At 40.6% G+C, this 22,015-nt stretch carries 17 protein-coding genes; 10 read left to right on the forward strand and 7 right to left on the reverse strand.

Translation table 11 applies throughout. The features are described 5' to 3' along the window. Window positions 1–119: 119 nt before the first annotated feature. The 3 genes from SLH46_RS08535 to SLH46_RS08545 all read left to right on the forward strand — a co-directional run bounded on the left by SLH46_RS08535 (window position 120) and on the right by SLH46_RS08545 (window position 5,574). Entirely contained in the window at window positions 120–2,300 is a 2,181-nt protein-coding gene (locus tag SLH46_RS08535) for a GH92 family glycosyl hydrolase (RefSeq protein ID WP_320280750.1), read from the forward strand. A 243-nt stretch (window positions 2,301–2,543) separates the two neighbouring features. Continuing rightward, entirely contained in the window at window positions 2,544–4,976 is a 2,433-nt protein-coding gene (locus SLH46_RS08540; RefSeq protein WP_320280751.1) for a glycoside hydrolase family 95 protein, read from the forward strand. 22 nt (window positions 4,977–4,998) lie between these two features. Next, on the forward strand, window positions 4,999–5,574 hold the full coding sequence (locus SLH46_RS08545) for a hypothetical protein (protein ID WP_320280752.1): 576 nt from the start codon (window positions 4,999–5,001) through the stop codon (window positions 5,572–5,574). Window positions 5,575–5,584: 10 nt separating this feature from the next. Here SLH46_RS08545 and SLH46_RS08550 read toward each other — a convergent pair whose 3' ends face one another. Together SLH46_RS08550 and SLH46_RS08555 are read right to left on the reverse strand one after the other, a co-directional pair. Beyond that, window positions 5,585–6,181, reverse strand: coding sequence for an aminotransferase class IV (locus SLH46_RS08550; protein WP_320280753.1), 597 nt, complete (start codon window positions 6,179–6,181; stop codon window positions 5,585–5,587). 216 nt (window positions 6,182–6,397) lie between these two features. Continuing rightward, the gene (locus tag SLH46_RS08555; protein WP_320280754.1) at window positions 6,398–7,435 is read right to left on the reverse strand and encodes an aminodeoxychorismate synthase component I; all 1,038 of its coding nucleotides are present in this window, start codon (window positions 7,433–7,435) and stop codon (window positions 6,398–6,400) included. Between the two features lie 50 nt (window positions 7,436–7,485). On the opposite strand from SLH46_RS08555, the gene SLH46_RS08560 reads away from it, so the two are divergent. From SLH46_RS08560 to SLH46_RS08575, 4 genes are all read left to right on the forward strand, one after another. Further along, a complete protein-coding gene (locus SLH46_RS08560) occupies window positions 7,486–8,154 on the forward strand; it encodes a YggS family pyridoxal phosphate-dependent enzyme (RefSeq protein ID WP_320280755.1) in 669 nt (222 codons plus the stop codon). 89 nt (window positions 8,155–8,243) lie between these two features. Continuing rightward, window positions 8,244–9,233 (forward strand): dihydroorotate dehydrogenase-like protein, encoded by a 990-nt coding sequence (locus SLH46_RS08565; RefSeq protein ID WP_320280756.1) that lies wholly within the window; start codon window positions 8,244–8,246, stop codon window positions 9,231–9,233. A gap of 11 nt (window positions 9,234–9,244) precedes the next feature. Next, on the forward strand, window positions 9,245–11,488 hold the full coding sequence (locus SLH46_RS08570) for a PKD domain-containing protein (protein WP_320280757.1): 2,244 nt from the start codon (window positions 9,245–9,247) through the stop codon (window positions 11,486–11,488). Window positions 11,489–11,652: 164 nt separating this feature from the next. After that, window positions 11,653–11,826 carry a hypothetical protein gene (locus SLH46_RS08575; protein ID WP_320280758.1) on the forward strand — a complete coding sequence of 58 codons (174 nt, stop codon included), beginning with the start codon at window positions 11,653–11,655 and terminating at the stop codon, window positions 11,824–11,826. On the opposite strand, the gene SLH46_RS08580 is transcribed toward SLH46_RS08575, so the two are convergent. The 3 genes from SLH46_RS08580 to SLH46_RS08590 form a co-directional block, all read right to left on the reverse strand. Next, window positions 11,810–12,790, reverse strand: a complete 981-nt coding sequence (locus SLH46_RS08580) for a PorP/SprF family type IX secretion system membrane protein (protein WP_320280759.1) — start codon at window positions 12,788–12,790, stop codon at window positions 11,810–11,812. The two genes, SLH46_RS08575 and SLH46_RS08580, sit on opposite strands and share 17 nt — an antisense overlap. 44 nt (window positions 12,791–12,834) lie before the next feature. Further along, on the reverse strand, window positions 12,835–13,761 hold the full coding sequence (locus SLH46_RS08585; RefSeq protein ID WP_320280760.1) for a hypothetical protein: 927 nt from the start codon (window positions 13,759–13,761) through the stop codon (window positions 12,835–12,837). 65 nt (window positions 13,762–13,826) lie between these two features. Next, window positions 13,827–14,333: a HEAT repeat domain-containing protein gene (locus SLH46_RS08590; RefSeq protein WP_320280761.1), complete on the reverse strand. Its 507-nt coding sequence runs from the start codon at window positions 14,331–14,333 to the stop codon at window positions 13,827–13,829. A 63-nt stretch (window positions 14,334–14,396) separates the two neighbouring features. Between SLH46_RS08590 and SLH46_RS08595 the strand changes: the two genes are divergently transcribed. After that, a complete protein-coding gene (locus tag SLH46_RS08595; RefSeq protein WP_320280762.1) occupies window positions 14,397–15,800 on the forward strand; it encodes an MATE family efflux transporter in 1,404 nt (467 codons plus the stop codon). A 494-nt stretch (window positions 15,801–16,294) separates the two neighbouring features. Continuing rightward, window positions 16,295–16,741, forward strand: coding sequence for an OsmC family protein (locus tag SLH46_RS08600; protein ID WP_320280763.1), 447 nt, complete (start codon window positions 16,295–16,297; stop codon window positions 16,739–16,741). Between the two features lie 49 nt (window positions 16,742–16,790). On the opposite strand, the gene uvrA is transcribed toward SLH46_RS08600, so the two are convergent. Further along, window positions 16,791–19,589, reverse strand: a complete 2,799-nt coding sequence (gene uvrA, locus SLH46_RS08605) for an excinuclease ABC subunit UvrA (RefSeq protein ID WP_320280764.1) — start codon at window positions 19,587–19,589, stop codon at window positions 16,791–16,793. A gap of 161 nt (window positions 19,590–19,750) precedes the next feature. Between uvrA and SLH46_RS08610 the strand changes: the two genes are divergently transcribed. Further along, window positions 19,751–20,344, forward strand: coding sequence for an RNA polymerase sigma factor (locus SLH46_RS08610; RefSeq protein ID WP_320280765.1), 594 nt, complete (start codon window positions 19,751–19,753; stop codon window positions 20,342–20,344). 288 nt (window positions 20,345–20,632) lie between these two features. On the opposite strand, the gene nhaA is transcribed toward SLH46_RS08610, so the two are convergent. Beyond that, window positions 20,633–21,937, reverse strand: coding sequence for a Na+/H+ antiporter NhaA (nhaA, locus tag SLH46_RS08615; protein ID WP_320280766.1), 1,305 nt, complete (start codon window positions 21,935–21,937; stop codon window positions 20,633–20,635). Between the last annotated feature and the right edge of the window lie 78 nt (window positions 21,938–22,015).

Consider the following 22,015-nt stretch of genomic DNA (forward strand, 5'->3'; position numbering starts at 1 on the left):
TGGCTGATAATCAAGAATTAGAATTGGTTTGAAAAATAGAGAGGCTGCTATTTTTTGGCAGCCTCTTTTTCAACCAGTTCATTAATTACGCGATACGAGCATTCAAATTATAAGTAAGAATGAAAAATCTGATACTTCTTTTGTTAATGGTAATCTGTTTTTCCTGTGTTCAGAAAGAGGAGGAAACACCGGGAACCGATTTTACAAAATATGTTGATCCTACAATTGGGAATGTTGGTCATATTTTGCAGCCAACGCGGCCAACGATGCAGTTGCCAAATCAAATGACACGAATGACTCCTGACCGGGCCGACTATCTGGATGATCAGATTTCATCGTTCCCTTTAAATGTTATCTCACATCGCGTGGCACAGGCTTTTTTTATTAAACCGATTGCCGGAGAACTTAACGAAAACAGCTGGAATAAAAGGTTAACCTGGGATCACGATTTGGAAATTACCCGCCCTTGGTATTATAAAACAGAGCTGATTGAAGATGACGTGACTGTAGAGTACACAGTAGGAAAAAAGACAGGTATTTTCCGATTTACTTTTCCTGCCGGTAGGGAGGCCAATTTATTGCTGGGGCATTATTATAAGAATGGAGAATATTCGATTGCAGAAGATAATTTGATCGCCGGTGTTGAATATTTTCGAAATGTAAAAATTTACGTTTACGGGGTTTTGACAAACGAGAGTGAGATAAAAAGTGAAGGAACTGATAAGCTTGTTATTACATGCAAAAACGGTAATAAAGAACCGGTTGAGTTTAAATATGCCACCTCTTTTATAAGCGAAGAACAAGCTCGCAAGAATTTTCAGGAAGAATTACAGGAAACTACTTTCGATGAATTGAAAAACCAGGGGAAAATAGCCTGGGATAAGGTAATAAACCAGATAGAGGTAAAAGGAGGGACTGAAGCGCACAAAAGAAGTTTTTACACGGCGCTTTACCGTTGTTACGAAAGAATGATAAACATTACAGAAGATGGGCAGTATTTTAGTGGATTTGACAACCAGGTCCACCAAAGTACCCGCCCTTTTTATGTTGACGATTGGGTATGGGATACCTACCTGGCGCATCATCCGCTTCGCGCTATTCTTCAACCCAGTGTGGAGGCCGACATGTTACAATCGTATGTTGATATGTATGAGCAAAGCGGTTGGATGCCAACATTTCCGGTGATATACGGTGATCATACCTGTATGAATGGTTTTCATTCAACCATTTCATTTCTAGACGCCTATCGAAAAGGAATCCGCAGTTTTGATGTGCAATCTGCTTTCGATGGCATGCTGAAAAATGCAGAAGAAGCAACCATGTTGCCCTGGAGAAACGGCGAAAAATGTGAGTTGGACGATTTCTATCACGAGAAAGGATTTTACCCGGCATTACGTCCGGGAGAAAAGGAAACTGTGGCATTGGTTCATTCATTCGAGAATCGTCAGGCTGTGGCAATTACATTAGGGCACAGTTACGATGATTGGGCACTTTCGCAAATGGCCGAAGAATTAGGAAAAACAAAAGAACAGGCAATTTTTGCTGCGCGAGCTTCGAACTATAAGAACTTGTGGCACCCTGAACAAAAAATGTTTCTGCCAAAAGATGAGAACGGGAAATGGATCGAAATTGATCCTAAATTTGATGGCGGAATGGGAGCGCGCGCCTACTACGATGAAAATAATGGTTGGACGTACAGATGGCAAACACAACACGATGTTGACGGATTGATCGATCTATTTGGAGGAGTAGAACAATTTGAAGACGGACTTGATCAGCTTTTTCGCGAGAGTTTAGGTAGAAGTAAATACGAGTTCTGGGCAAAACTTCCGGATGCAACGGGTTTAGTTGGCCAGTTCTCGATGGGTAACGAACCCAGTTTCCATATTCCGTATTTATTTAACTATACCAGCTCGCCCTGGAAAACTCAAAAATGGACACGCTTTTTAATAGATACCTGGTTTAAGGATAACGTGTTTGGAATTCCGGGAGATGAAGACGGAGGAGGGATGTCGGCTTTCGTTGTTTTCTCAGCAATGGGATTTTATCCCGTAACTCCCGGTATTCCGGAATATACGATAACAAGTCCCTTGTTTGAGGAAGTTACCATTAAACTTGAAAACGGTAACAAATTCACTGTTCTTGCCCCGGGATTATCTCCCGAAAAGAAATACATCCAAAGTGCCAGACTAAATGGCAAGATACTCGAAACACCGTGGTTTACTCATAATGACCTATCGAATGGAGGAATACTAGAACTTGAAATGGGCCGCTTGCCTAATAAAAAGCTTTGGAATTAAACTAGAAAAGAATCTGGATAATATAAATGTGAATACCCAAACCAACTAAAACCTTAATTTACCGGGAGCCGGCTTTAAACCGGCCGGCTCCATTTTAGTTGATTTTTTATTTTAAAACTAGGATAGGTTAATGGGCTCTGCAACATTTGCAGGGCCTTTTTTTATTATTTTAGCGACTATCAATTATTTTGTATCTTGCCGCTAATTGTAATATGTACATTAACTATTCTGAAATAATAACCAATGAATCGAATCAACCATCTTTTAACTGCTATCTTTTTTAGTTTACTCGTTTTTGGCCAGTCGTGTTGTACCGCACCAACTGTTGAAAAAGATCGTTCAACACACGTGCTTTGGTACGATAAACCTGCTACCTATTTCGAAGAAAGCCTGGTGCTTGGAAACGGTAAAATGGGTGCTTCCGTTTTTGGAGGCGTAGAATCAGATAAAATTTACCTGAACGACATTACACTTTGGGCGGGCGAGCCGGTTGATCCGTATATGAGCCCTGAAGCGTATAAAGCGGTACCAAAAATTCGGGAAGCTCTAGCCAACGAGGATTACGAATTAGCCGACAAATTAAATCACCAGTTAATGGGGAAGTATTCCGAATCGTATGCGCCGCTGGGTACTTTGTTTATCGACTTTCCACAAAGCACTAATATTGAAAATTATCAGCGTGAGTTAGATATCGATAAGGCTGTTTCAACAACTTCGTATGCGGTTGATGGTGTGAATTATAAACGAGAGTATTTCGTTTCATACCCCGATCAGATAATGGTGGTGAAATTAAGTGCCGATAAAAAGGATGCATTAAATTTTGCTGTAAAATTCGACAGTCAGTTGCGTTTCAGTACCTCTACTGATGGAGATGTGTTTAAAGTGGAAGGATATGCGCCTTTTACTGCGCTACCAAATTACCACTCCGGGGATCAGGAGCCAATTCAATTTGATAAAAACCGTGGAACGCGCTTTTCCACTTACATGAAAGTGGAAAATGATGGTGGAACGACAGCTTGTTCGGATAGTTCGATTACTGTATCGGGAGCAAGCGAAGCTGTGCTTTATGTTTCAATAGCCACCAGTTTTAATGGTTTTGACAAAGACCCGGCAAAAGAAGGTCTGGATAATAAAGCCATTGCGTTAGAGAAACTGGTAGAAGCTGAGAATAAAGGTTTATCAAAAATAAAAGAAGCTCATGTGGCTGATTACGGCTCGTTAATGAACCGCGTTCAGCTTGATTTGGGAGAAACAACAGCACCGGAATTAACTACTGATGAGCGTTTGAAAAGATATTTTAGTGGTGCCGAGGATAAGAATCTGGAAGTGCTGTATTTTCAATATGGTCGATATTTGCTGATTGCCAGTTCCCGCACCGAAGGTGTGCCGGCCAATTTGCAGGGACTTTGGAATCCGCACTTGCAACCACCATGGAGCAGTAACTACACCATGAATATAAACGTGGAAGAAAATTACTGGATGGCTGAAACCGGCAACCTTAGCGAAATGCACCGTCCACTGTTGTCGTTTATTGGCAATGTAGCACAAACAGGAGCCATAACGGCAAAAACATTTTATGGTGTCGACAAAGGCTGGGCTGCCTGTCATAACTCAGACATCTGGGCGATGAGCAATCCTGTTGGTGGATTTGGAGAAGGTAGTCCGGTATGGGCGTGCTGGAACATGAGTGGCCCATGGCTTTCAACACATTTGTGGGAACATTACCAGTTTTCGCAGGATGTTGATTTCCTGAAGACAAAAGGTTATCCGCTGATGAAAGGTGCAGCTGAGTTTTGTTTAAACTGGATGGTGGAAGATAAAAATGGAAATCTGATCACATCGCCATCTACCTCGCCCGAGAATAATTACGTAACAGATAAAGGTTATCGGGGAGCTACATTATATGGGGCAACTTCCGATCTGGCTATGATTAGAGAGTGTTTTTTGCAGACCATTCAGGCATCGGAAGTGTTGAATGTAGATGCTGATTTCAGAGCGGAACTGGAGCAGGCGTTGGCAAAAATGTATCCGTATCAAATTGGCAAAAAAGGGAACCTGCAGGAGTGGTATTACGATTGGGAAGATGCCGATCCTAAACACCGTCACCAGTCGCATTTGTTTGGCTTGCATCCTGGTGGACATATTACACCGGGCGAAACTCCCGAACTGGCAGAAGCTTGCAAAACAACACTCGAAATAAAAGGCGATGAAACAACAGGCTGGTCGAAAGGCTGGCGAATAAACCTATGGGCGCGTTTGCTAGATGGTAATCATGCTTATAAAATGTACCGCGAGTTGTTGAGTTATGTCGATCCTTCGGGAACAGAAACACAATACAGTCAGGGTGGGGGAACTTACCCAAATTTATTCGATGCACATCCTCCGTTCCAAATCGACGGAAACTTTGGTGGCGCAGCCGGTGTTATCGAAATGTTGATGCAATCGCACCAAAACCGAATTGATTTATTGCCTGCGTTACCTGATGCCTGGCCTCAAGGTTCTGTTAGTGGAATATGCGCGCGCGGAGGCTACGAAATTTCGATGGACTGGAGCGATGGGAAATTGAATAGTGTAACCGTTCTTGCCAAAACAGGAGGTAGCACAAAACTCGTGTGCCAGGGCGAAGAGAAAGAAGTTGAATTGGCAAAAGGGGAATCGGTGACATTGGAATGGTAAATGTGTGGAATAAGATTTGAGAATGCGATTAATTCTGTTTAAAGCCCGGCGATTAAAAAAAGCAGAACTCGCTTTTAATGGTGGGAAATACCGGGAGGCGGTTAAGCTTGGCAATCCTTTGACTAATGTGCTAAACAACGAAATGGCTTTCCGGGCAAATCGGGTATGTGGTTTAGCGCTTTACAAACAGAAGAAATACGAAGAAAGTCTGGAGTATCTCGAAAAATCAAGTCAACTCGGAAACTACCGGCACGATTGGTACAACCTGGCAATGGCTTTGGTTTTTGCAGGAAAACTGGAAAAAGCGGAAGATGCTTTTAAAAACATCTACCGTACCAATGTGCAGCCCGGTTATTTGTACGCAGTGCCCGTACCCGGTCTGCTTTATCAATACATGAAAGCCTTAACGAAAAAACAGTTTGCCGACGCCTCCAAAGCACGGGCAAACGAATTAAAGCAGATGTATGTTGGTGTTGGCCCGGACACAGCCAAACAAGTTCAGCGCGGATTGCCCAATTTTACCACTTTTCTGGCGGAAGTTGAATCGCTGTTTGAACCGGAAAGGTTTGTTGATTGGAAAAAAGACTTAAAAATGTAGTGCAACCTATTTAGCGGTTAATCTTTTCAATCGGCAACACCGGCATATCATTCATATCCTGCAGGGCGTTTATTAGACCAATTTTTTGGTAATCGTGCAGATCATCGACGGTAATACGACAAACCGAAATTTTGTTTTCTGCTAATAATCGTGCACGTTGTGTTCCCGGAAGAAGGGGAGTGTCGGGTGTCCACCATTTAACGCCATCAAAAAATATGGGGTTGGCTGTAAAACTGTCGGTAATACAATTGTTTTGAACAATCAGGATATCGTCGCAATCACCTCGTTGATCGTATAAATGTTGCAGCTGTTTACGGTTGGTGTATTTGTTGCGGTATTCAATGCTGTTATCTTTAATCAAACGAATGCTGTTGACAGTCCGGTATTGATGGGGTATAAACTCAATTTTTTCAATTTGTTTGGCATAAACCACACGGCACCGAAAAAGTCCTTCTGCACAGTTGACCGGTACTTCAATCAGTTCTTCCAACTTCAACTTTGGTGCTTTGGGAAAGAATTTCATCCGCGCCAGATTAAAGCGCGCCTGATGATACTCCAGGTTAAACAGTTTCCCGTCTTTGCATTTTATGGTTTCCAATAGTTGCATAGTTTAAAAAGCTTCGAGTCACTAGCTCCGAGTTACGAGTATCAAGTTACCAGCTTCAAGTTGCGAGCCCCGAGTTGCTAGCAATAGGCAATTGCCAAATAGCAGTAGGCAATGTATCAATTCTACAATTTGTCAATTTAAGCATTTCTGCATTAAAGTATTCACAAATCAATCTTTCAACCCATAAATCCTTCAGCTCCTCAGTCCCTCAGTCCTTCAATCTTTCTTAAAAACCGGAATATAAACTTTTTTCACCAGCTCTTCATATTCGCTTTCGGCATTGCTTAAAAAAGTTATTCCGCCGCCACTCTTGTAAACTAACTTATCCTGTTGTTTCTCGATATAACGAATAAGTACACAGCTGTCGAGGTTTTGCCCGTCGAAATAGCCAAAAATACCGGTGTAAAATCCACGCTCGTAGTTTTCGGCTGCTTTAATAATTTCAACGGTTTTCTTTTTGGGTGCACCGCAAATCGATCCGGCAGGTAACATTTTAAAAATAATGTCGCCAATCTGTTCGGTATAGTTTTCTGGCAGATCGCCACTTATTTTTGAACTTACCTGCCACAAATCGCGCTGGTTGGTTTTTAATCGCTCGAGGTAGCGGAATTTTTCAACCGTTACATTTTCAGCTACCAGGCTCAGGTCGTTACGTATCAAATCAACAATGGTGTTATGCTCAGCCAGCTCTTTCGAGTCGTTCAAAATACGTTCTTTGGCGTTAGGCAACGATGCATCCATTGTCCCTTTCATGGGGTACGACGAGATTTTTCCTGCATCGATCTGAACAAATATTTCGGGCGAAAAACACACAAAATTTTCTTTCAGCAGAACCTTGTAACGCGCTCCGCTATGGTGAAAGATCTCTTCCAGCGACAAATTGGTTTGAACCGCTGTTGGTTGTGTGTAATTCAGTAAGTAGGTATCGCCATTGTGAATATGGTGCTGAACAAGATCATATCCCTTTTTATAGTGACCGAATGAAACCGGCTGAGTTTCCCATTCTATTTCTTTTTCATCAGTTGGCGGCTGTGCAAAATTTGAGCGATTATTCGCCTGCCACCAAATTTTGTCAGTCTCATCGGGCCTGAAAAGTTTTACGTTTGTTGTGTCAAAATCAATCACAAAAACAAACGCTTCCTTCTTGCGGCCCCTTTCATTCATTTCCGATATTATTGTTCTTCTTCCCTTCATGCCGTGCTGCAAAAGTATTAAAAAGCCTGATATTTTAGCCCGAACTTTGAAGCGGTTCATTCGAGGGTTTCCAACTTTATTTCTATTTTTACGTCAAATTCGTACGAAGGATGGATATCGGAAAAAAAATCAAAGAAATTACTGATAAATTACCTGAAAATGTGCGGCTGGTGGCTGTTTCGAAAACAAAACCCAACGAGGATATTTTGAAAGCCTATAACGCCGGTCAACGTATTTTTGGTGAAAATAAGGTACAAGATCTAAGCAAAAAGTACGAAGAGCTGCCAAAGGATATTGAGTGGCATTTTATTGGGCATCCGCAAACAAACAAGGTAAAGTACATTGCCCCTTTTATTGCGCTGATTCATGGTGTTGATTCGATTAAATTGCTAAAAACCATTAATAAAGAGGCCCTTAAAAATAACCGGGTAATTAATGTGTTGTTGCAGTTTCATATTGCTGAAGAAAGCACCAAGTTTGGTTTGTCGCCCGATGAGGCCGATGAACTGTTAGCTTCAGAGGCATTTAACGAACTAAAAAACGTGCGGGTAACCGGAGTGATGGGAATGGCCACTTACACCGATGATGAAGATCAGGTTCGTAATGAATTTCGCATGTTAAAAGGTATTTTTAATTCGCTGAAAAATAAATACTTTTCCGGTGCTGAATTTTTTACTGAGATTTCAATGGGAATGTCGGGCGATTATCCAATTGCGGTTGAAGAGGGCAGTACACTGATTCGTGTGGGAAGTAATATTTTTGGAGCACGGAATTATTAAAACAGACAGACAGATTTATTGAAATAAGGACAGCGTTAAAGCACAACTTTTTTACTTTTAACGCTCACTTCTAACTTTAAACATTTATTATGGCAAATTTAGAAACTACATACCTCGGGCTGAAACTCAAAAACCCTTTGGTTGCAGCCAGTTCAGGACTTACCAGTTCGATTGAAAAAATTAAAGAGCTTGCCGATGCCGGTATTGGAGCAATCGTCTTGAAATCGATCTTTGAAGAGCAGATCAATAACGAGGTAACCAGTATGCTGGAAAAAGATCAACAGAATGTTGGTTATCCGGAAGCCGAAGATTACATAAAAAATTACCTGCGCGACAATACGGTAACCAAACATTTGGAGTTGGTAAAAAAAGCCAAAGAAGCGGTTGATGTGCCAATTATTGCCAGTGTAAACTGTGTGTCGTCGAAAGAATGGACAACTTTTGCCAAAGATTTTGAAGAAGCCGGTGCCGATGCCATCGAACTGAATATTTTCTATTTGCCAACCGATCGTCACGAAAAACCGGGAATGATCGAACAGCTTTATCTCGATGTACTTGAAAAAGTAAAAAGCGAAGTAAGTATTCCGGTATCGGTTAAGTTTGGTTTGAACCACAGCAATATTATCGGTATGGCCGACAAACTGAAAGCAAACGGTGCCTCAGGTGTAGTAATGTTTAACCGTTTTTACGAGCCTGATATCAACCTCGATAAACTGGAACTAGTTGCGTCGGAAGTATTTAGTTCTCCATCCGATTTGCGCCGATCTTTGCGCTGGGTGGGTATTGTTTCGTCGTCAGTTACACATTTGGATATCGCTGCTTCAACCGGAATTCACGATGGAGATGCAGTGATAAAGCAGTTACTTGCAGGTGCGCAGGTTGCACAGCTTTGCTCTACCTTGTATGTAAATGGAGCCAGTGTGGTAAGCGGAATGTTAGACGACCTAACTGCTTTTATGAAAAAATGGAACTTCAAAAAGATCGAAGATTTCAGAGGCCGTCTATCGTATAAAAATATACCCGATCCGATGGTTTACGAGCGCTCGCAATTCATGAAATATTTCTCGAACAGAAAATAATCACCAATAAGATGATTAATATAAAACCGGTATTTCTTGGCGTTTTTTTATGGTGTTTAGGAAGTGCCGGTTTTGTTTTGGGGCAGGACGTTCCGGTTATAGAGAATACCAAAACCGATCCCATTATCTATTGTTCTGATTCGGTTTATGTGGCTCCTTATATCTCTTTGCTGAATATTCAGATTGATGCAGCAGATAAAGGAATGCAGGTGTCGATTGTGAACTATGAAAGGGGAGAAGATAAGTTGGGCTATGATGCGGTTGCAGGATTAAATTACAACTGGAATAACTCGAACGGGACACTTGAGATAAGTGGCGTTGGAACTGATGAACAGTACCGCGAGGCCATTGCGAAAGTGTTTTATTACAATCTAAGCGGAACAAGAAGTGTGGGTACGAGGGAGTTTGCAATTGGTTTGTTGGATGCCGATTATTTACCTCATACCAAACATTTCTACCAATATATTGCCAGTCGTGGAATCCGATGGACAACAGCCAAAACAGAAGCTGAAAATCTGACTTATTATGGCCTAAAAGGCTACCTTGCGACGATTACTTCCTCTATTGAGAATAATTTTATCTGGTCGAAAATTGATGGTGTCGGCTGGATTGGTGGTAGCGATGAAGATAAAGAAGGCGACTGGTATTGGAAAACCGGACCGGAAGCTGGCACTTTGTTCTGGCGGGGAACTTCCGGAGGAACGGCTTTTGGATTTGCATACTGGAATAATGGGGAACCAAACAATGTGCAAAAATCATGGGGCGATGATGAGGATTATGCGCACATGGTTGTTGATCCTGGAGGAAAAGCAAAATCATGGAACGACCTTCCGGATGAAGGAGATAGAGATGAACCAAACGGCTATTATTACCCGCAGGGTTATGTGGTTGAATTTGGGGGAATGGAAAACCTTGAATTACAATTATCAGCCACAGCATACATTGAAGTTCGGGAAAGTCATCGTCCGGAGCTGGATTACAACCAAGTTCAAACACTCTTTTGCGGAACTATGACGGCAACTGTAGATCTGATCTTTCAGAATTCGGATCCACAGGTAGAACTTATAACTCTCGATTCAGATGCAACGGTTGACAACGGTTTAACCTCACAGCCTACGATTACGGTAAATGAATTTGGCAAATATTATTTTCAGTTAAATACCATTGATGAGGCAGGTTGTCCGTATTCTGACACGGTGATGTTTGAGTTTCATAACCAGCCGGAAGCTGTTTTTAATCTTGATTCAAACGAGTGTTACGGTTACAACCTTCAGCTTTCATATACCGGATTAACTGTTGAGGAGACTGAATTTACCTGGTATTACAATAACGAGGAATTTGATTCTGGAGTTGAGTTGGACAGTGTTACTATTCCGCTAGGATTTGAAAATATCGACCGTTCGGTCACCTTAAAAGTTAACGAGCAGGGATGTATCGCAACTTCTTCGCCATACGACGTAAAAGTAAAACCCGATATTATTGTTTCTGTAGAAAATCCGGAGGGCTGCTCTCCATTAACCGCAGAGTTTACGGCAAGCACAAACAAACCTGCTGAATCGTATCTCTGGAATTTTAACGATGGAAGTACTTCAATTGATGAAAGTCCGGTTCACACCTTCCTAAATGCTGAGGATGTACAACTAGATTTCGATATCAGTCTGACAGTACTCGATATAAACGGATGCGAAAATACCGCCGTTTATGATACCTTGGTACAAGTGTACCCGGTTCCAACTGCAGGTTTCGATTTTTATCCGGAAGAGGTATTGATTAGTGATCCGCAAGTAAATTTTACCAATTCAAGTCATGCTGCAACGGCTTATCTCTGGGATTTTGGCGACAGTATTTACACCAACGAAAAAGATCCGGTGCACTATTATACCGCCATGGGAATTTACGATGTGTCGCTTGAGGTTGCCAACAGTTTTGATTGTACCGATACGATCGTTAAACAGTTAAGTGTTGCGTTTGATAAACTAAATCCGCCAACCGCTTTTTCTCCAAATGCCACCAATACCGAAGATCAGGAGTTTCGATTGTACGCCGAAGGAGTAGTAGATGAAGGTTACAATTTGTTGATCTTTAATCGCTGGGGCGAAGTTGTTTTTGAGTCGGCCAGCCAGGAATATGGCTGGGACGGTAAAATGAAAAACGGCAATTTTGCACCGACAGGAGTTTATACCTGGATCCTGGAATACAGGGACTTTAGAGGCGTTGGGCACAAACAACAGGGCAACGTAACCTTATTGTTCTGATACAATCGATTGCACTAAAAGTTGTTAAAATTGTTGTCTTCAAAGTGGTTTATTAGTATCTTTTAGCTTCATCAAAACGTATAAAAAACAGTTCGCTCAAAAAATGGATTTTTATTTTGAGGGATAGTTTTGAACGAATGGATTGATAATTAAAAACCGAGAATATGAAGCGAAAATTTCAATTTGGATCCTACTCCGAAAAACAATATCCGGTTTATAAGGAGTACTCACCAATTAAAAAAGAACACGATTTCCATCCGGAAGAACATTACGTTGTTCCTTGGGAATTAACCGATGATTCCGAGAAATATATTGATAAAGTTAAAGCATGGGAATAAGCAGTTTATTCCTTATCGGAACTTCGCTTTTGGCTCCTACAAAAAATGTAAGAGAAAATTCGTGTGAACCGTGACTGTAGTTCGAAAGTTCGGAGAGGGTGTAGTCGAAGCTGTAGCCAAACTGAAACTTCTCGCGAGCAAAGCCAATCAATGCAATTATTGCATCGGGTCGCGTATCAATATTATTTCTAAACCAGCCTCCAAATAAAAAAGATTTCTCAATCATATAAATTCCCATGTTCAGCTGCTTAAACGAGCCCTGCTGTTGGTACAAAATATTGGGCGAAAGCGTAAAACGTCGCGACAACAAGTCGTGATGAAATTTGTGTAAGCGCGTTCCTGCATGAATTGTAACCTTCATCGGAATTTCGCCTTTGTTATCACCTTTATAAATCGATTCATCAGGGGTTGTTAAATGGTGTACACTCGCGCCCCAGAAAACATTTCGGTGTTGCCCTACAGCCCCAATCGCAAAATCAGGATAGCTTCTCGATGTTTCATCTACAATATAAGTTCCCGTTCCCGAAATTATACCCGATAGCTGGTCTATTTCCGATGGAAATATCAAGCCACTGGGATCAAATTGTTTTACAACAAATCCTGCATTTAATCCCAATGTCATAAAACTTTCCATCCCCAATTTTAAATGATAGGAATAGGAGAATGTTGCTGAGCTTGTTGTAATTATGTTATTTGGTTCGCGATCGTGATAGGCTTGAAATCCAATTCCGGCATTGCGTTTTTTTAGCAAAAAATCGTACGATAGTGAATAGGTGGTAAACGAATTTCCTTGTTGCGGCCACTGGTTACGGTAATTTACCACCAAGCGAGACAGTTCGGTGGTACCGGCAAAAGCAGGGTTAAGATGAAGTGGGTTGGCGAAAAATTGGGAATAACCGGGATCCTGAGCATAAACTGCACAAGGAAGCATAAATAGCAGACCTAATAATATTTTGAAGTTCATTAAGTGTTCCCGATTCGAATGAAGCGCCAAAATACAAAATCATATTAGTTTTTAGCCGGTGCCCACGGATTAATTTTTGAATAATCGAAGGGTGGAACAACAATATTTAGCGAAAGCTCGCATAAAAACGAATTTTCATCCGAAATACCCGGAATTGCCATTCCTGCATTCAGGTTAATCCGAACAAAATTACGTTTGTAGCCAATTGTTCCGCCAAGGGTATGAATGTTATTGGTAAAATCATCCTGAACGAAAAATCCCCAGGTTTTATCGGTGTGACTCGATAACATACTTAAACGGCTTAATATGGATTCTTCATTGTAAAACACAATTAGTTCAGGAGAAAGTTGAAACGGTTTTGAGTACAGATCCTTCTTCCTTTTATCCAACACACCGGACATGTAAATTGTTATGGATACCGGCCCGGGTTGATGATCGTATTCAAATTCCTCAGGAGCCATTAATCGATAAGGTGTTGCGCCTGTTATTCCAAACTGAAAACTATCGTTTGTCCATAAAAAGCCTAGCTTTGGTTTTATAGTTGTATATCTGAAAAAAGAATCACCTGGCGGGCTTGAAAGATCATTTCTGCCAAGAAGTATACCGTCGAGAAAAGCGACCGTCCATTGTTTGGTGCCAACGAGTAAATTTGTCCCGACCGATAAAAGAATTTCTCCGTTTTTTGTTTTTATGGGAAAGCCGGAATACGAAAATCCAAACTCTGTTGTACACACATTTAATTCGTTTATCAGCCCCTGTCCGAAAGTTAAAGCAATACCGCCTTTTAACTTATCGGAGTACGAATCCCACGAAGCATATAACAAGTTATAGGTTTGCCCTTCGTTGACATAATAATACTGATTTCCGCTATGGTAAGAGTCATTGTTGTTTAAACCTGCAAGTGAAGGATTAATAGCAACTTTGTTGTTAAACGGCAACAGGTAAGTTTCGCTTTGCGCATACGTCTTCACTCCGCTAAAAAACAGGATGATAAACAACGTTATTTTTGAGGATATACGCAAAGCGGGAGAAATGATCAGGTTGATAATTTAAGAAACTCTTCAAGCAGGTAAGCACGCTGATCTGTAGCAACTTTTAACGCTCCTGCAACTTTTAATTTTAGTGGTTTCATTACTTCCGGCGATGGAAAATGCTCCATATTTTCAATAACTGTAAAAGCTTCGAAAGCAGTTTCCCATTCTTCGCTAATAATCAGATTTACAAAAACTTCAATGTACTCAGAATAATCAAGTCCGTTTTGCCAGCAAACCGTAAGCACTTTTTTTCTTATCGATTTGTATTTGTCTTCCTGCAAGGCGTTTATAAATACCGGAATGGTTTCTTTGTCTTTAATTGTTCCCAGTAATTTTTGTAACTCCTTTTCAATTTGTGCATCGTTATCCGTCAGCATCAGCTCAAATAAAATGGGCAGGTAGTCCTTATTCCCCTTTTCTTTTAAGGTATTTATTGCGGCAAGAACTTTATCCGTTTCTGCCGAAAAAAGTTCTTTTTTTATCGTCTCACTAATCTTTGTCTTATTCATATTTATTCGTTCTAAGGATGCAAATTTAGCTTAATCTAAGGGCTAAAACAAAGTACATTGCAAATGTATGAACATATTATTTACCTTTACACGCTTATGAAAAATATCGACGAATTACAGGAGGCGCATGTTGGGCGATTGATGCTCAAATATTTTATTCCGGCTTTTATCGGAGTTTTTGTAAATGCACTCTACAATATCGTCGATAGAATATTTATTGGACAGGGAGTAGGCGCAGAAGCGTTATCTGGTATTTCGGTAATTTTTCCGATTATGCTTATTATGATGGGTTTTGGCATGCTCATCGGTATTGGTACCAGTGTTTATGTTTCGATTAACCTCGGGAAAAAGGATATGGAGAGAGCTGAACAAACGCTCGGAACAAGTTTTATCCTGATGGTATTAGCCTCGATTTTAATTATGGTTGTTACCTATTCGCTGAAAGAGCCGATTTTGCGTTCGTTTGGTTCAACCGCAGAAACATTCCAATATGCCAACGACTATCTCGATATCGTTTTGGGGGGAGTAGCATTTATGGTCATAGGGTTTTCGTTAAACAACGTTATCCGCTCCGAAGGAAATGCTAAGGTAGCTATGACTTCCATGTTGTTGAGTTCAATTACCAACATTATTCTCGATCCCATTTTTATTTTTGGTCTCGACATGGGAGTGAAAGGCGCCGCTTATGCAACCGTTATCTCCATGTTTGTATTGATGGTGTGGGTGTTGTATCACTTTATCAAAAGTAAGCGGGCGGTTGTTCGCTTAAAGGTAAAACACCTAACTATTAACTGGGAGATAATGCTGGAGATTCTTGCTATTGGAATGGCTCCTTTTTCGATGCAAATTGCCGGTAGTTTTGTGCAAGGATTGTTAAACAAAAAACTTATCGATTTTGGCGGCGACCTGGCTGTTGGTGCAATGGGGATTATCAACTCGGTATTAACGCTGGTAATTATGGCAATTGTTGCTTTAAATATGGCGTCGCAACCAATTATAGGTTTTAATTACGGTGCAAAATCGGTAAAACGAATTAAAGACACGCTTAAGATAACCCTTGTTGCAGCTACGGTAATCGCGATAGTTTCTTATGCGCTAATCGAGGCTTTTCCCGGTTATATAATTGTTGTATTTAATAACGACAGCGAGGTATTGTACGATATTGCGACCCGGGGATTACGATTGGTGATTCTGGCACTGCCTATAGTGGGATTTCAGGTGGTTGCATCCAATTTTTTTCAGGCAATTGGCAAGGCCGGTTTATCGATGTTTGCAACACTTTTTCGTCAGGTGATAATGCTTATTCCACTTATTTATATTTTACCTCAGTTTTTTGATATAGACGGAATCTGGATCAGTTACCCTGTTGCCGATACCATGTCGGCCATTGTGGTCGGTATTATTCTTTATCGCGAGTGGAAACGCTTACCCTTAATTATTGAAAGCTCCGATGAAGAAAAGAACTAAACTCATTATTCTATTAGTCATCCTGGGGGCTACTTTTTATTGTCTTTTTGTACAACCCGAATTATTGGAAATAAGCATTTTCAAATCACTGAATTTTCCTTTGGGAAGTTTGCTTTCGTGGACTGGAATAGTTGCGTATGTGTTACTTACCCAGCTTCTGATTTCTGAATCAAAATTGTATGGGATCGACAAAATTATAAGGCGCCTTCATTTAATCTTTGCACTCATTTGGTTGCCTGTTTCTTATGCTTTATCGGGTAATCTAGCATTCAGTTTTCACAACAGTCAAGGTAGTTTTAAGCTTTGGGTGTACTATACTTTACTTATTTTGCTCATTCCGTTCGTTTTATTTATTCTGAAACTTTTAGGTAAAGCCAAAAACTAAAAAGTAATAATAAATTATTGTAAAATCATGTAATAAGTGCTGGTTGAAATCAATCATGAAAATTGAATTTATAATTACATTTGTTCATTATAATTCAAAATAAATCATAATGGCAATTTCAACTATAAAGGTTAGCGGCGAAATGGGCCGCAGCTTTTCAACCAAAATGAACTGTTCTCATCCTTTTGTTATCGATCAACCTAAAATGGCCGGTGGAAACGACGAAGGACCAAATCCACTCGAAATATTTTTATGCTCGTTACCGGCTTGTATTTGTGCAATAGGACGAATAATTGCGTTACAGAAAAAGATTAATCTAAACGGTATAACTGTAACTGCCGAGGGCGATATTGATAAAGATTTTTTGCTTGGTAAAACTACCGAAGGGCGTGCCGGTTTTACCGAGATAAGAAGTTACGTAGACATTGATGCGGATATGACTACAGAAGAAAAACAACAATTTTTAAAGGAAATTGAAACGCGTTGTCCGATAGCTGATAACATTGCTGAACGTTCCGTGATTAAACCGGTTGTAGTAGAAGATGCAACTGTTTAAATAGTGAGATTTTAATGGTAAAGAGCCGCCTGTTGAGACGGCTCTTTTTTTATAATTTTTCTTTTAAAGCTTCTGCTGTATACGATTTTTTCTCCTTTAACAAATCTTCCGGCGTACCTTCAAAAACAAGGTGTCCGCCTTTATCTCCGCCTTCAGGGCCTAAATCAATAATCCAGTCGGCCGATTTAATTACATCCATGTTGTGTTCGATAATCAGGATGGAATGACCACGCGAAATCAATGCATTAAACGAATCAAGTAGCTTTTTGATATCGTGAAAGTGTAATCCGGTTGTTGGCTCATCAAAAATGAACAGGGTTGGAGAATCCTTTTCTTTAGCTAGAAAAGAGGCCAGTTTTACACGCTGACTTTCACCGCCCGATAAAGTACTCGACGATTGCCCCAGTTTTATATAACCAAGACCAACATCCTGCAGTGGTTGAAGACGCTTTGTAATTTTTTTCTCAGTCGAACTTTTTCCAGTCTTAAACAACTCAATGGCTGCGTTTACCGTCAGGTTTAGAATATCATCAACGTTCAGATCCTGGTAGCGAACATCCAGAATATCTTCTTTAAACCGTTTCCCCCCGCAACTTTCGCAAAGCAGGTACACGTCGGCCAAAAATTGCATTTCAACTTTAATCGTTCCTTCTCCCTGACACTCGTCGCAACGGCCACCATCAACATTAAATGAAAAATGCGAAGGTTTTAAACCCTGTATTTTTGCTGCCTGTTGTTCCGAAAATAATTTCCTGATTTCATCGTAAGCTTTTAGATAGGTCACCGGGTTCGAACGAGAAGACTTTCCAATTGGATTTTGATCGATAAACTCAATGGCATCAATCATTTTGTAATCGCCTAGAACTGCATCGTGATGCCCTGTTTTTTCACCGTAGCCACCAAGTATTTTGGTGAGGGCAGGGGTGAGGATCTTCGAAATCAACGACGATTTACCTGAACCACTGACACCTGTAATAACGGTGAGCGTATTCAGCGGGAATTTTACGCTAATATTTTTGAGGTTGTTTTCTCGGGCACCAACAATCTGAACTGAATTTGTCCACTTTCTGCGCTGATTCGGAACCGGAATTTCTTCCACGCCGGTCAGGTATTTTGTGGTAAGGCTCGTAGGACTTTTTATCAGTTGCTCGTGCGAACCCTGGAATACAACTTCGCCACCATGTTGGCCTGCCAGTGGGCCAATATCAATAACTTCATCAGCGGCACGTATTATGTCTTCATCGTGTTCAACTACCAGCACTGTGTTGCCAATTTTCTGTAGCCGGCGAAGTACTTTTATAAGCTTTTCTGTATCGCGTGAGTGAAGTCCGATACTTGGCTCATCTAAAATATAAAGCGAACCAACCAGGCTGCTACCCAACGATGTGGCCAGGTTTATTCGTTGCGACTCACCGCCTGACAAAGTTGATGATAAACGGTTTAGCGTGAGATAACCTAAACCAACATCATCTAAAAATTCTAAACGGTTCGTAATTTCAATAAGAATTCTTTTCGCAACCTTTTGCTCGTGATCGCTTAATGAAAGTGTATTGAAAAATTCTTTCAATTCAGCTACCGGTATTAAAACAAGTTCCTGCAATGATTTGCCGGACACCTTTACATAACCGGCTTCCTTTTTTAACCGGCTTCCTTTACATTCGGGGCAAATTGTTTTACCACGGTAGCGGGATAACATTACCCGGTATTGAATTTTGTAACTGCCTTCTTCCAGGTGTTTAAAAAACTGGTTTAATCCATCGAAGTATTGATTTCCGGTCCAGATCAGGAATTTCTGTTCTTCGTTTAATTCGTAAAATGGTTTATGAATTGGGAAATCGAACTTTTCCGCCGAATAGATTAATTGGTTTTTCCACTTGCTCATTTTCTCTCCTTTCCAGCAGGCAATGGCATCCTGATAAATGGATAATGATTTGTTCGGAATTACCAGGTCTTCATCAATACCGATTACTTTTCCGTAGCCTTCGCAAGTGGGGCAGGCGCCAACCGGGTTGTTAAAGCTAAACATGTGTACCGTTGGTTCCTCGAACTCAATTCCATCCGCTTCAAAACGGTTCGAAAAGCTTCGCGTTTCAGTACCATCCTCTTTATATATTTTCACCAGGCACTCTCCGTGTCCTTCGTAAAATGCTGTTTGTACCGAATCAGCCAGTCGGCTTTGTGTATCCTCGTCGTATTTTACCGCAGCACGGTCGATAACCAGATTGCAGCTGTCGGTGCAAAAGTCGTTGGTTTCCGCTTTTACCAGTTCGTCAATACGTTTAATCTCATCATTGGTCTCGATGCGCGAAAATCCCTGCTGCATTAGCAACTCAACCTCTTGCAATATAGACCGGCCGTTTTTCGCCTGCAACGGCGATGTAATAATGAGGCGTGTTCCTTCCTCAAAATCATTTATATAATCAACAACATCGGTTACACTATTGCGCGAAACAACTTTACCCGATACCGGCGAAATGGTTTGTCCTACCCGCGCATAAAGCAGCTTCAGGTAGTCGTAGATTTCGGTGGAAGTTCCAACGGTCGACCGCGGATTTCGTGTATTCACTTTTTGCTCGATGGCAATGGCAGGGGGGATTCCGTTAATAAAATCAACTTCAGGTTTGTTTATCCGGCCAAGAAACTGACGGGCGTATGATGAGAGGCTCTCAACATACCGGCGCTGCCCTTCTGCGAAAAGCGTGTCGAATGCCAGCGACGACTTCCCTGAGCCGGAAACTCCCGTAACAACAACGAATTTATTTCGTGGTATTTTGAGGCTTATATTTTTAAGATTATGAACCCTTGCGTTCTGTATCTCAATGTATTTAGCATTTTTGCTATTCGACATAATTTTTAATAAAATGCGATAAAATGTTAAAAAAACTTGCTATTGTCGGTAAAATGTTTCATTTTTGAACGGTACAAAATTAGAATAATACTTTAACTACACTAAAATTTGAACGCCTATAGATAAACTTTACTTTTTTATTTACACATAAATAGAAGGTAATGTTCAGACTCGACAAACTGAACGATAATGAACTCGTTCAACGTTTCATACAAGGCGATCATGAATCACTTGAAACATTAATAGTTCGGCATAAAAGCAGGGTATACTCGTATATTTTGCTCATTGTGAAGAACCAGCAACTGGCAGAAGATATCTTTCAGGATACTTTCATTAAAGTAATTCGCTCGTTAAAAAGAGGGAAGTATATTGAGAATGGAAAGTTTGTTTCCTGGGTACTTCGTATTGCGCACAACCTGATAATTGATCATTTCAGGAAAGAGAAACTGCAGGGAACCATCTCTAACGATAATTCGGAGGTTGATATTTTTAACTCGCAGAAGTTTTCGGAAGAAACTGTGGAAGACCAAATGGTGTATGCACAGATCTTAAAAGAGGTAAAACACCTGGTTAAGGAACTCCCTGAAGATCAGCAGCAGGTTATCTATATGCGGCACTACATGGGGCTGAGTTTTAAGGAAATAGCCGAGCAAACCGATGTTAGTATTAACACGGCATTGGGCCGAATGCGTTATGCTTTAATCAATTTGAGAAAGTTGGTTGATGATAAAAAGTTAAACCTTACAGCGGTTTAACTTTCTTTAACACAATAATAGATAGAGGAGGGCGTTTTAAAGGAAAATATTTAAAATGCCTATGGTAAAAAACTCTACTCTAATTTATTTTGTAAACGACATTCAATGCAATTTTGAAGAGGAAACAAGAAAGATGGATTTCGAACCATCTGAACAAACAGTAAATAACATCCTTAATTTTGCCCGTTCGTACGACGTACTCGAAACAAAGACGGCGGGGGATGTTGAAATGATATTGAACTAAGAATAAAAGGCACCGATTCGGTGCCTTTTTTATTTGTAATTTCTTTACTTAGTCGCTTTAACGGTAAGTCGTATAGTAATATATCCCAGCGTACCTGCGATTAAAGATCCTATTAAAATACCCATTTTAGCCGAGTCGATCAACGCTGCATCGGAGTATGCCAGGTTGTTGATGAATAACGACATGGTAAATCCAAGTCCGCCAAGAAAAGAAACTCCTGCAAGCTGTTTGAAATTTACGTTTTTGGGAAGCTCAGCAATATTTAATTTTATCGATAACCACGAGAATGAGAATATGCCGATAAAGTTTCCAACGATCATACTTAAGGCAATATTTGTTGATAATGCCAGGTTTGTATCGCCAGAGAATTTAAAGGCAACGCCGGCATTGGCGAAAGCAAAAATTGGCATAATCAGGTACGATACCCAGCCGTGTAACATGTGCTCGCTGTGTTGTAACGGCGAAGTGGTGTTTTCTGCAAGTTCCTCCAGTTCTTCAATGGCGTGCATCTGTTTGTGGGTAAGTACGCTTTTTTCGCCTTTACCTTGACTTGTGCATTCATCAAGGAAATTATCGAGCAGTTCTTTTCCTCTTTCGTAAAACGAACGTGTATCTGTTTTTCTGCGAAGAGGTATGGTAAGTGCCATTAAAACTCCTGCGATTGTAGCATGAATTCCAGATTTTAGGAACAGAACCCAAACGATTATACCGCCAATAAAGAAGAGGTATTTTGAATAGGCATTAAAACGCGCCAGGATAATTAGTACGGCAACAATGCCCAGTCCAATAAATATATTAGCCCAGATTAAATTAGTGCTGTAGAAAAAGGCAATTACCAGAACGGCACCGAGGTCGTCAATAATAGCAAAAGCCATTAGAAATACTTTAATACCATTGGGTACACGGTTGCCTAAAAGGGTTAATATTCCCAACGAAAAGGCAATATCTGCTGCCATTGGAATTCCCCATCCTTCTCCACCGGCGTTTCCGGTATTTAAAACGGTAAATAAAACGGCAGGAATGATCATCCCTCCAACCGCTGCGAAAAATGGCAAGGAAGCCTTCTTAACATGGCTGAGTTCTCCTGATAATATTTCCCGCTTGATTTCCAGTCCGATCAGGAAAAAGAAAATGGCCATTAAACCATCGTTAATCCATTTATAGATGGGTTTAGATAATTCAAAACCCGGAAGACTAAACGTGATGTAATTTTTCCAGAACTCCAGAAAGTCGTGGCCAAGTGGGCTATTTGCTAATAGTAACGCAGCAATTGTTGCAGTAAAAAGAACAATGCTACTGGATGTTTCGAGTTTGACAAATTGGTTAATCGGATCTTTTATGAACTTCATTTATATAGTTTTTGAAGAAAACGGTGTAACGTGCGTTTTGTTTAAATTCTGGGTTCAAATTTAGAAATAAAAATTTTT

The organism is Draconibacterium sp. IB214405, from assembly GCF_033963885.1.
Classification (GTDB): domain Bacteria; phylum Bacteroidota; class Bacteroidia; order Bacteroidales; family Prolixibacteraceae; genus Draconibacterium.

Coding starts and splice junctions, on each gene's coding strand:
- SLH46_RS08555 (WP_320280754.1), bottom strand. CDS start 7,435: ATGAACCGCTTCAAAGTTCGGGCTAAAATATCAGGCTTTTTAATACTT.
- SLH46_RS08600 (WP_320280763.1), top strand. CDS start 16,295: ATGGCAATTTCAACTATAAAGGTTAGCGGCGAAATGGGCCGCAGCTTT.
- SLH46_RS08595 (WP_320280762.1), top strand. CDS start 14,397: ATGTATGAACATATTATTTACCTTTACACGCTTATGAAAAATATCGAC.
- SLH46_RS08565 (WP_320280756.1), top strand. CDS start 8,244: ATGGCAAATTTAGAAACTACATACCTCGGGCTGAAACTCAAAAACCCT.
- SLH46_RS08540 (WP_320280751.1), top strand. CDS start 2,544: ATGAATCGAATCAACCATCTTTTAACTGCTATCTTTTTTAGTTTACTC.
- SLH46_RS08580 (WP_320280759.1), bottom strand. CDS start 12,790: ATGAACTTCAAAATATTATTAGGTCTGCTATTTATGCTTCCTTGTGCA.
- SLH46_RS08560 (WP_320280755.1), top strand. CDS start 7,486: ATGGATATCGGAAAAAAAATCAAAGAAATTACTGATAAATTACCTGAA.
- SLH46_RS08610 (WP_320280765.1), top strand. CDS start 19,751: ATGTTCAGACTCGACAAACTGAACGATAATGAACTCGTTCAACGTTTC.
- SLH46_RS08575 (WP_320280758.1), top strand. CDS start 11,653: ATGAAGCGAAAATTTCAATTTGGATCCTACTCCGAAAAACAATATCCG.
- nhaA (WP_320280766.1), bottom strand. CDS start 21,937: ATGAAGTTCATAAAAGATCCGATTAACCAATTTGTCAAACTCGAAACA.
- uvrA (WP_320280764.1), bottom strand. CDS start 19,589: ATGTCGAATAGCAAAAATGCTAAATACATTGAGATACAGAACGCAAGG.
- SLH46_RS08590 (WP_320280761.1), bottom strand. CDS start 14,333: ATGAATAAGACAAAGATTAGTGAGACGATAAAAAAAGAACTTTTTTCG.
- SLH46_RS08545 (WP_320280752.1), top strand. CDS start 4,999: ATGCGATTAATTCTGTTTAAAGCCCGGCGATTAAAAAAAGCAGAACTC.
- SLH46_RS08535 (WP_320280750.1), top strand. CDS start 120: ATGAAAAATCTGATACTTCTTTTGTTAATGGTAATCTGTTTTTCCTGT.
- SLH46_RS08570 (WP_320280757.1), top strand. CDS start 9,245: ATGATTAATATAAAACCGGTATTTCTTGGCGTTTTTTTATGGTGTTTA.
- SLH46_RS08550 (WP_320280753.1), bottom strand. CDS start 6,181: ATGCAACTATTGGAAACCATAAAATGCAAAGACGGGAAACTGTTTAAC.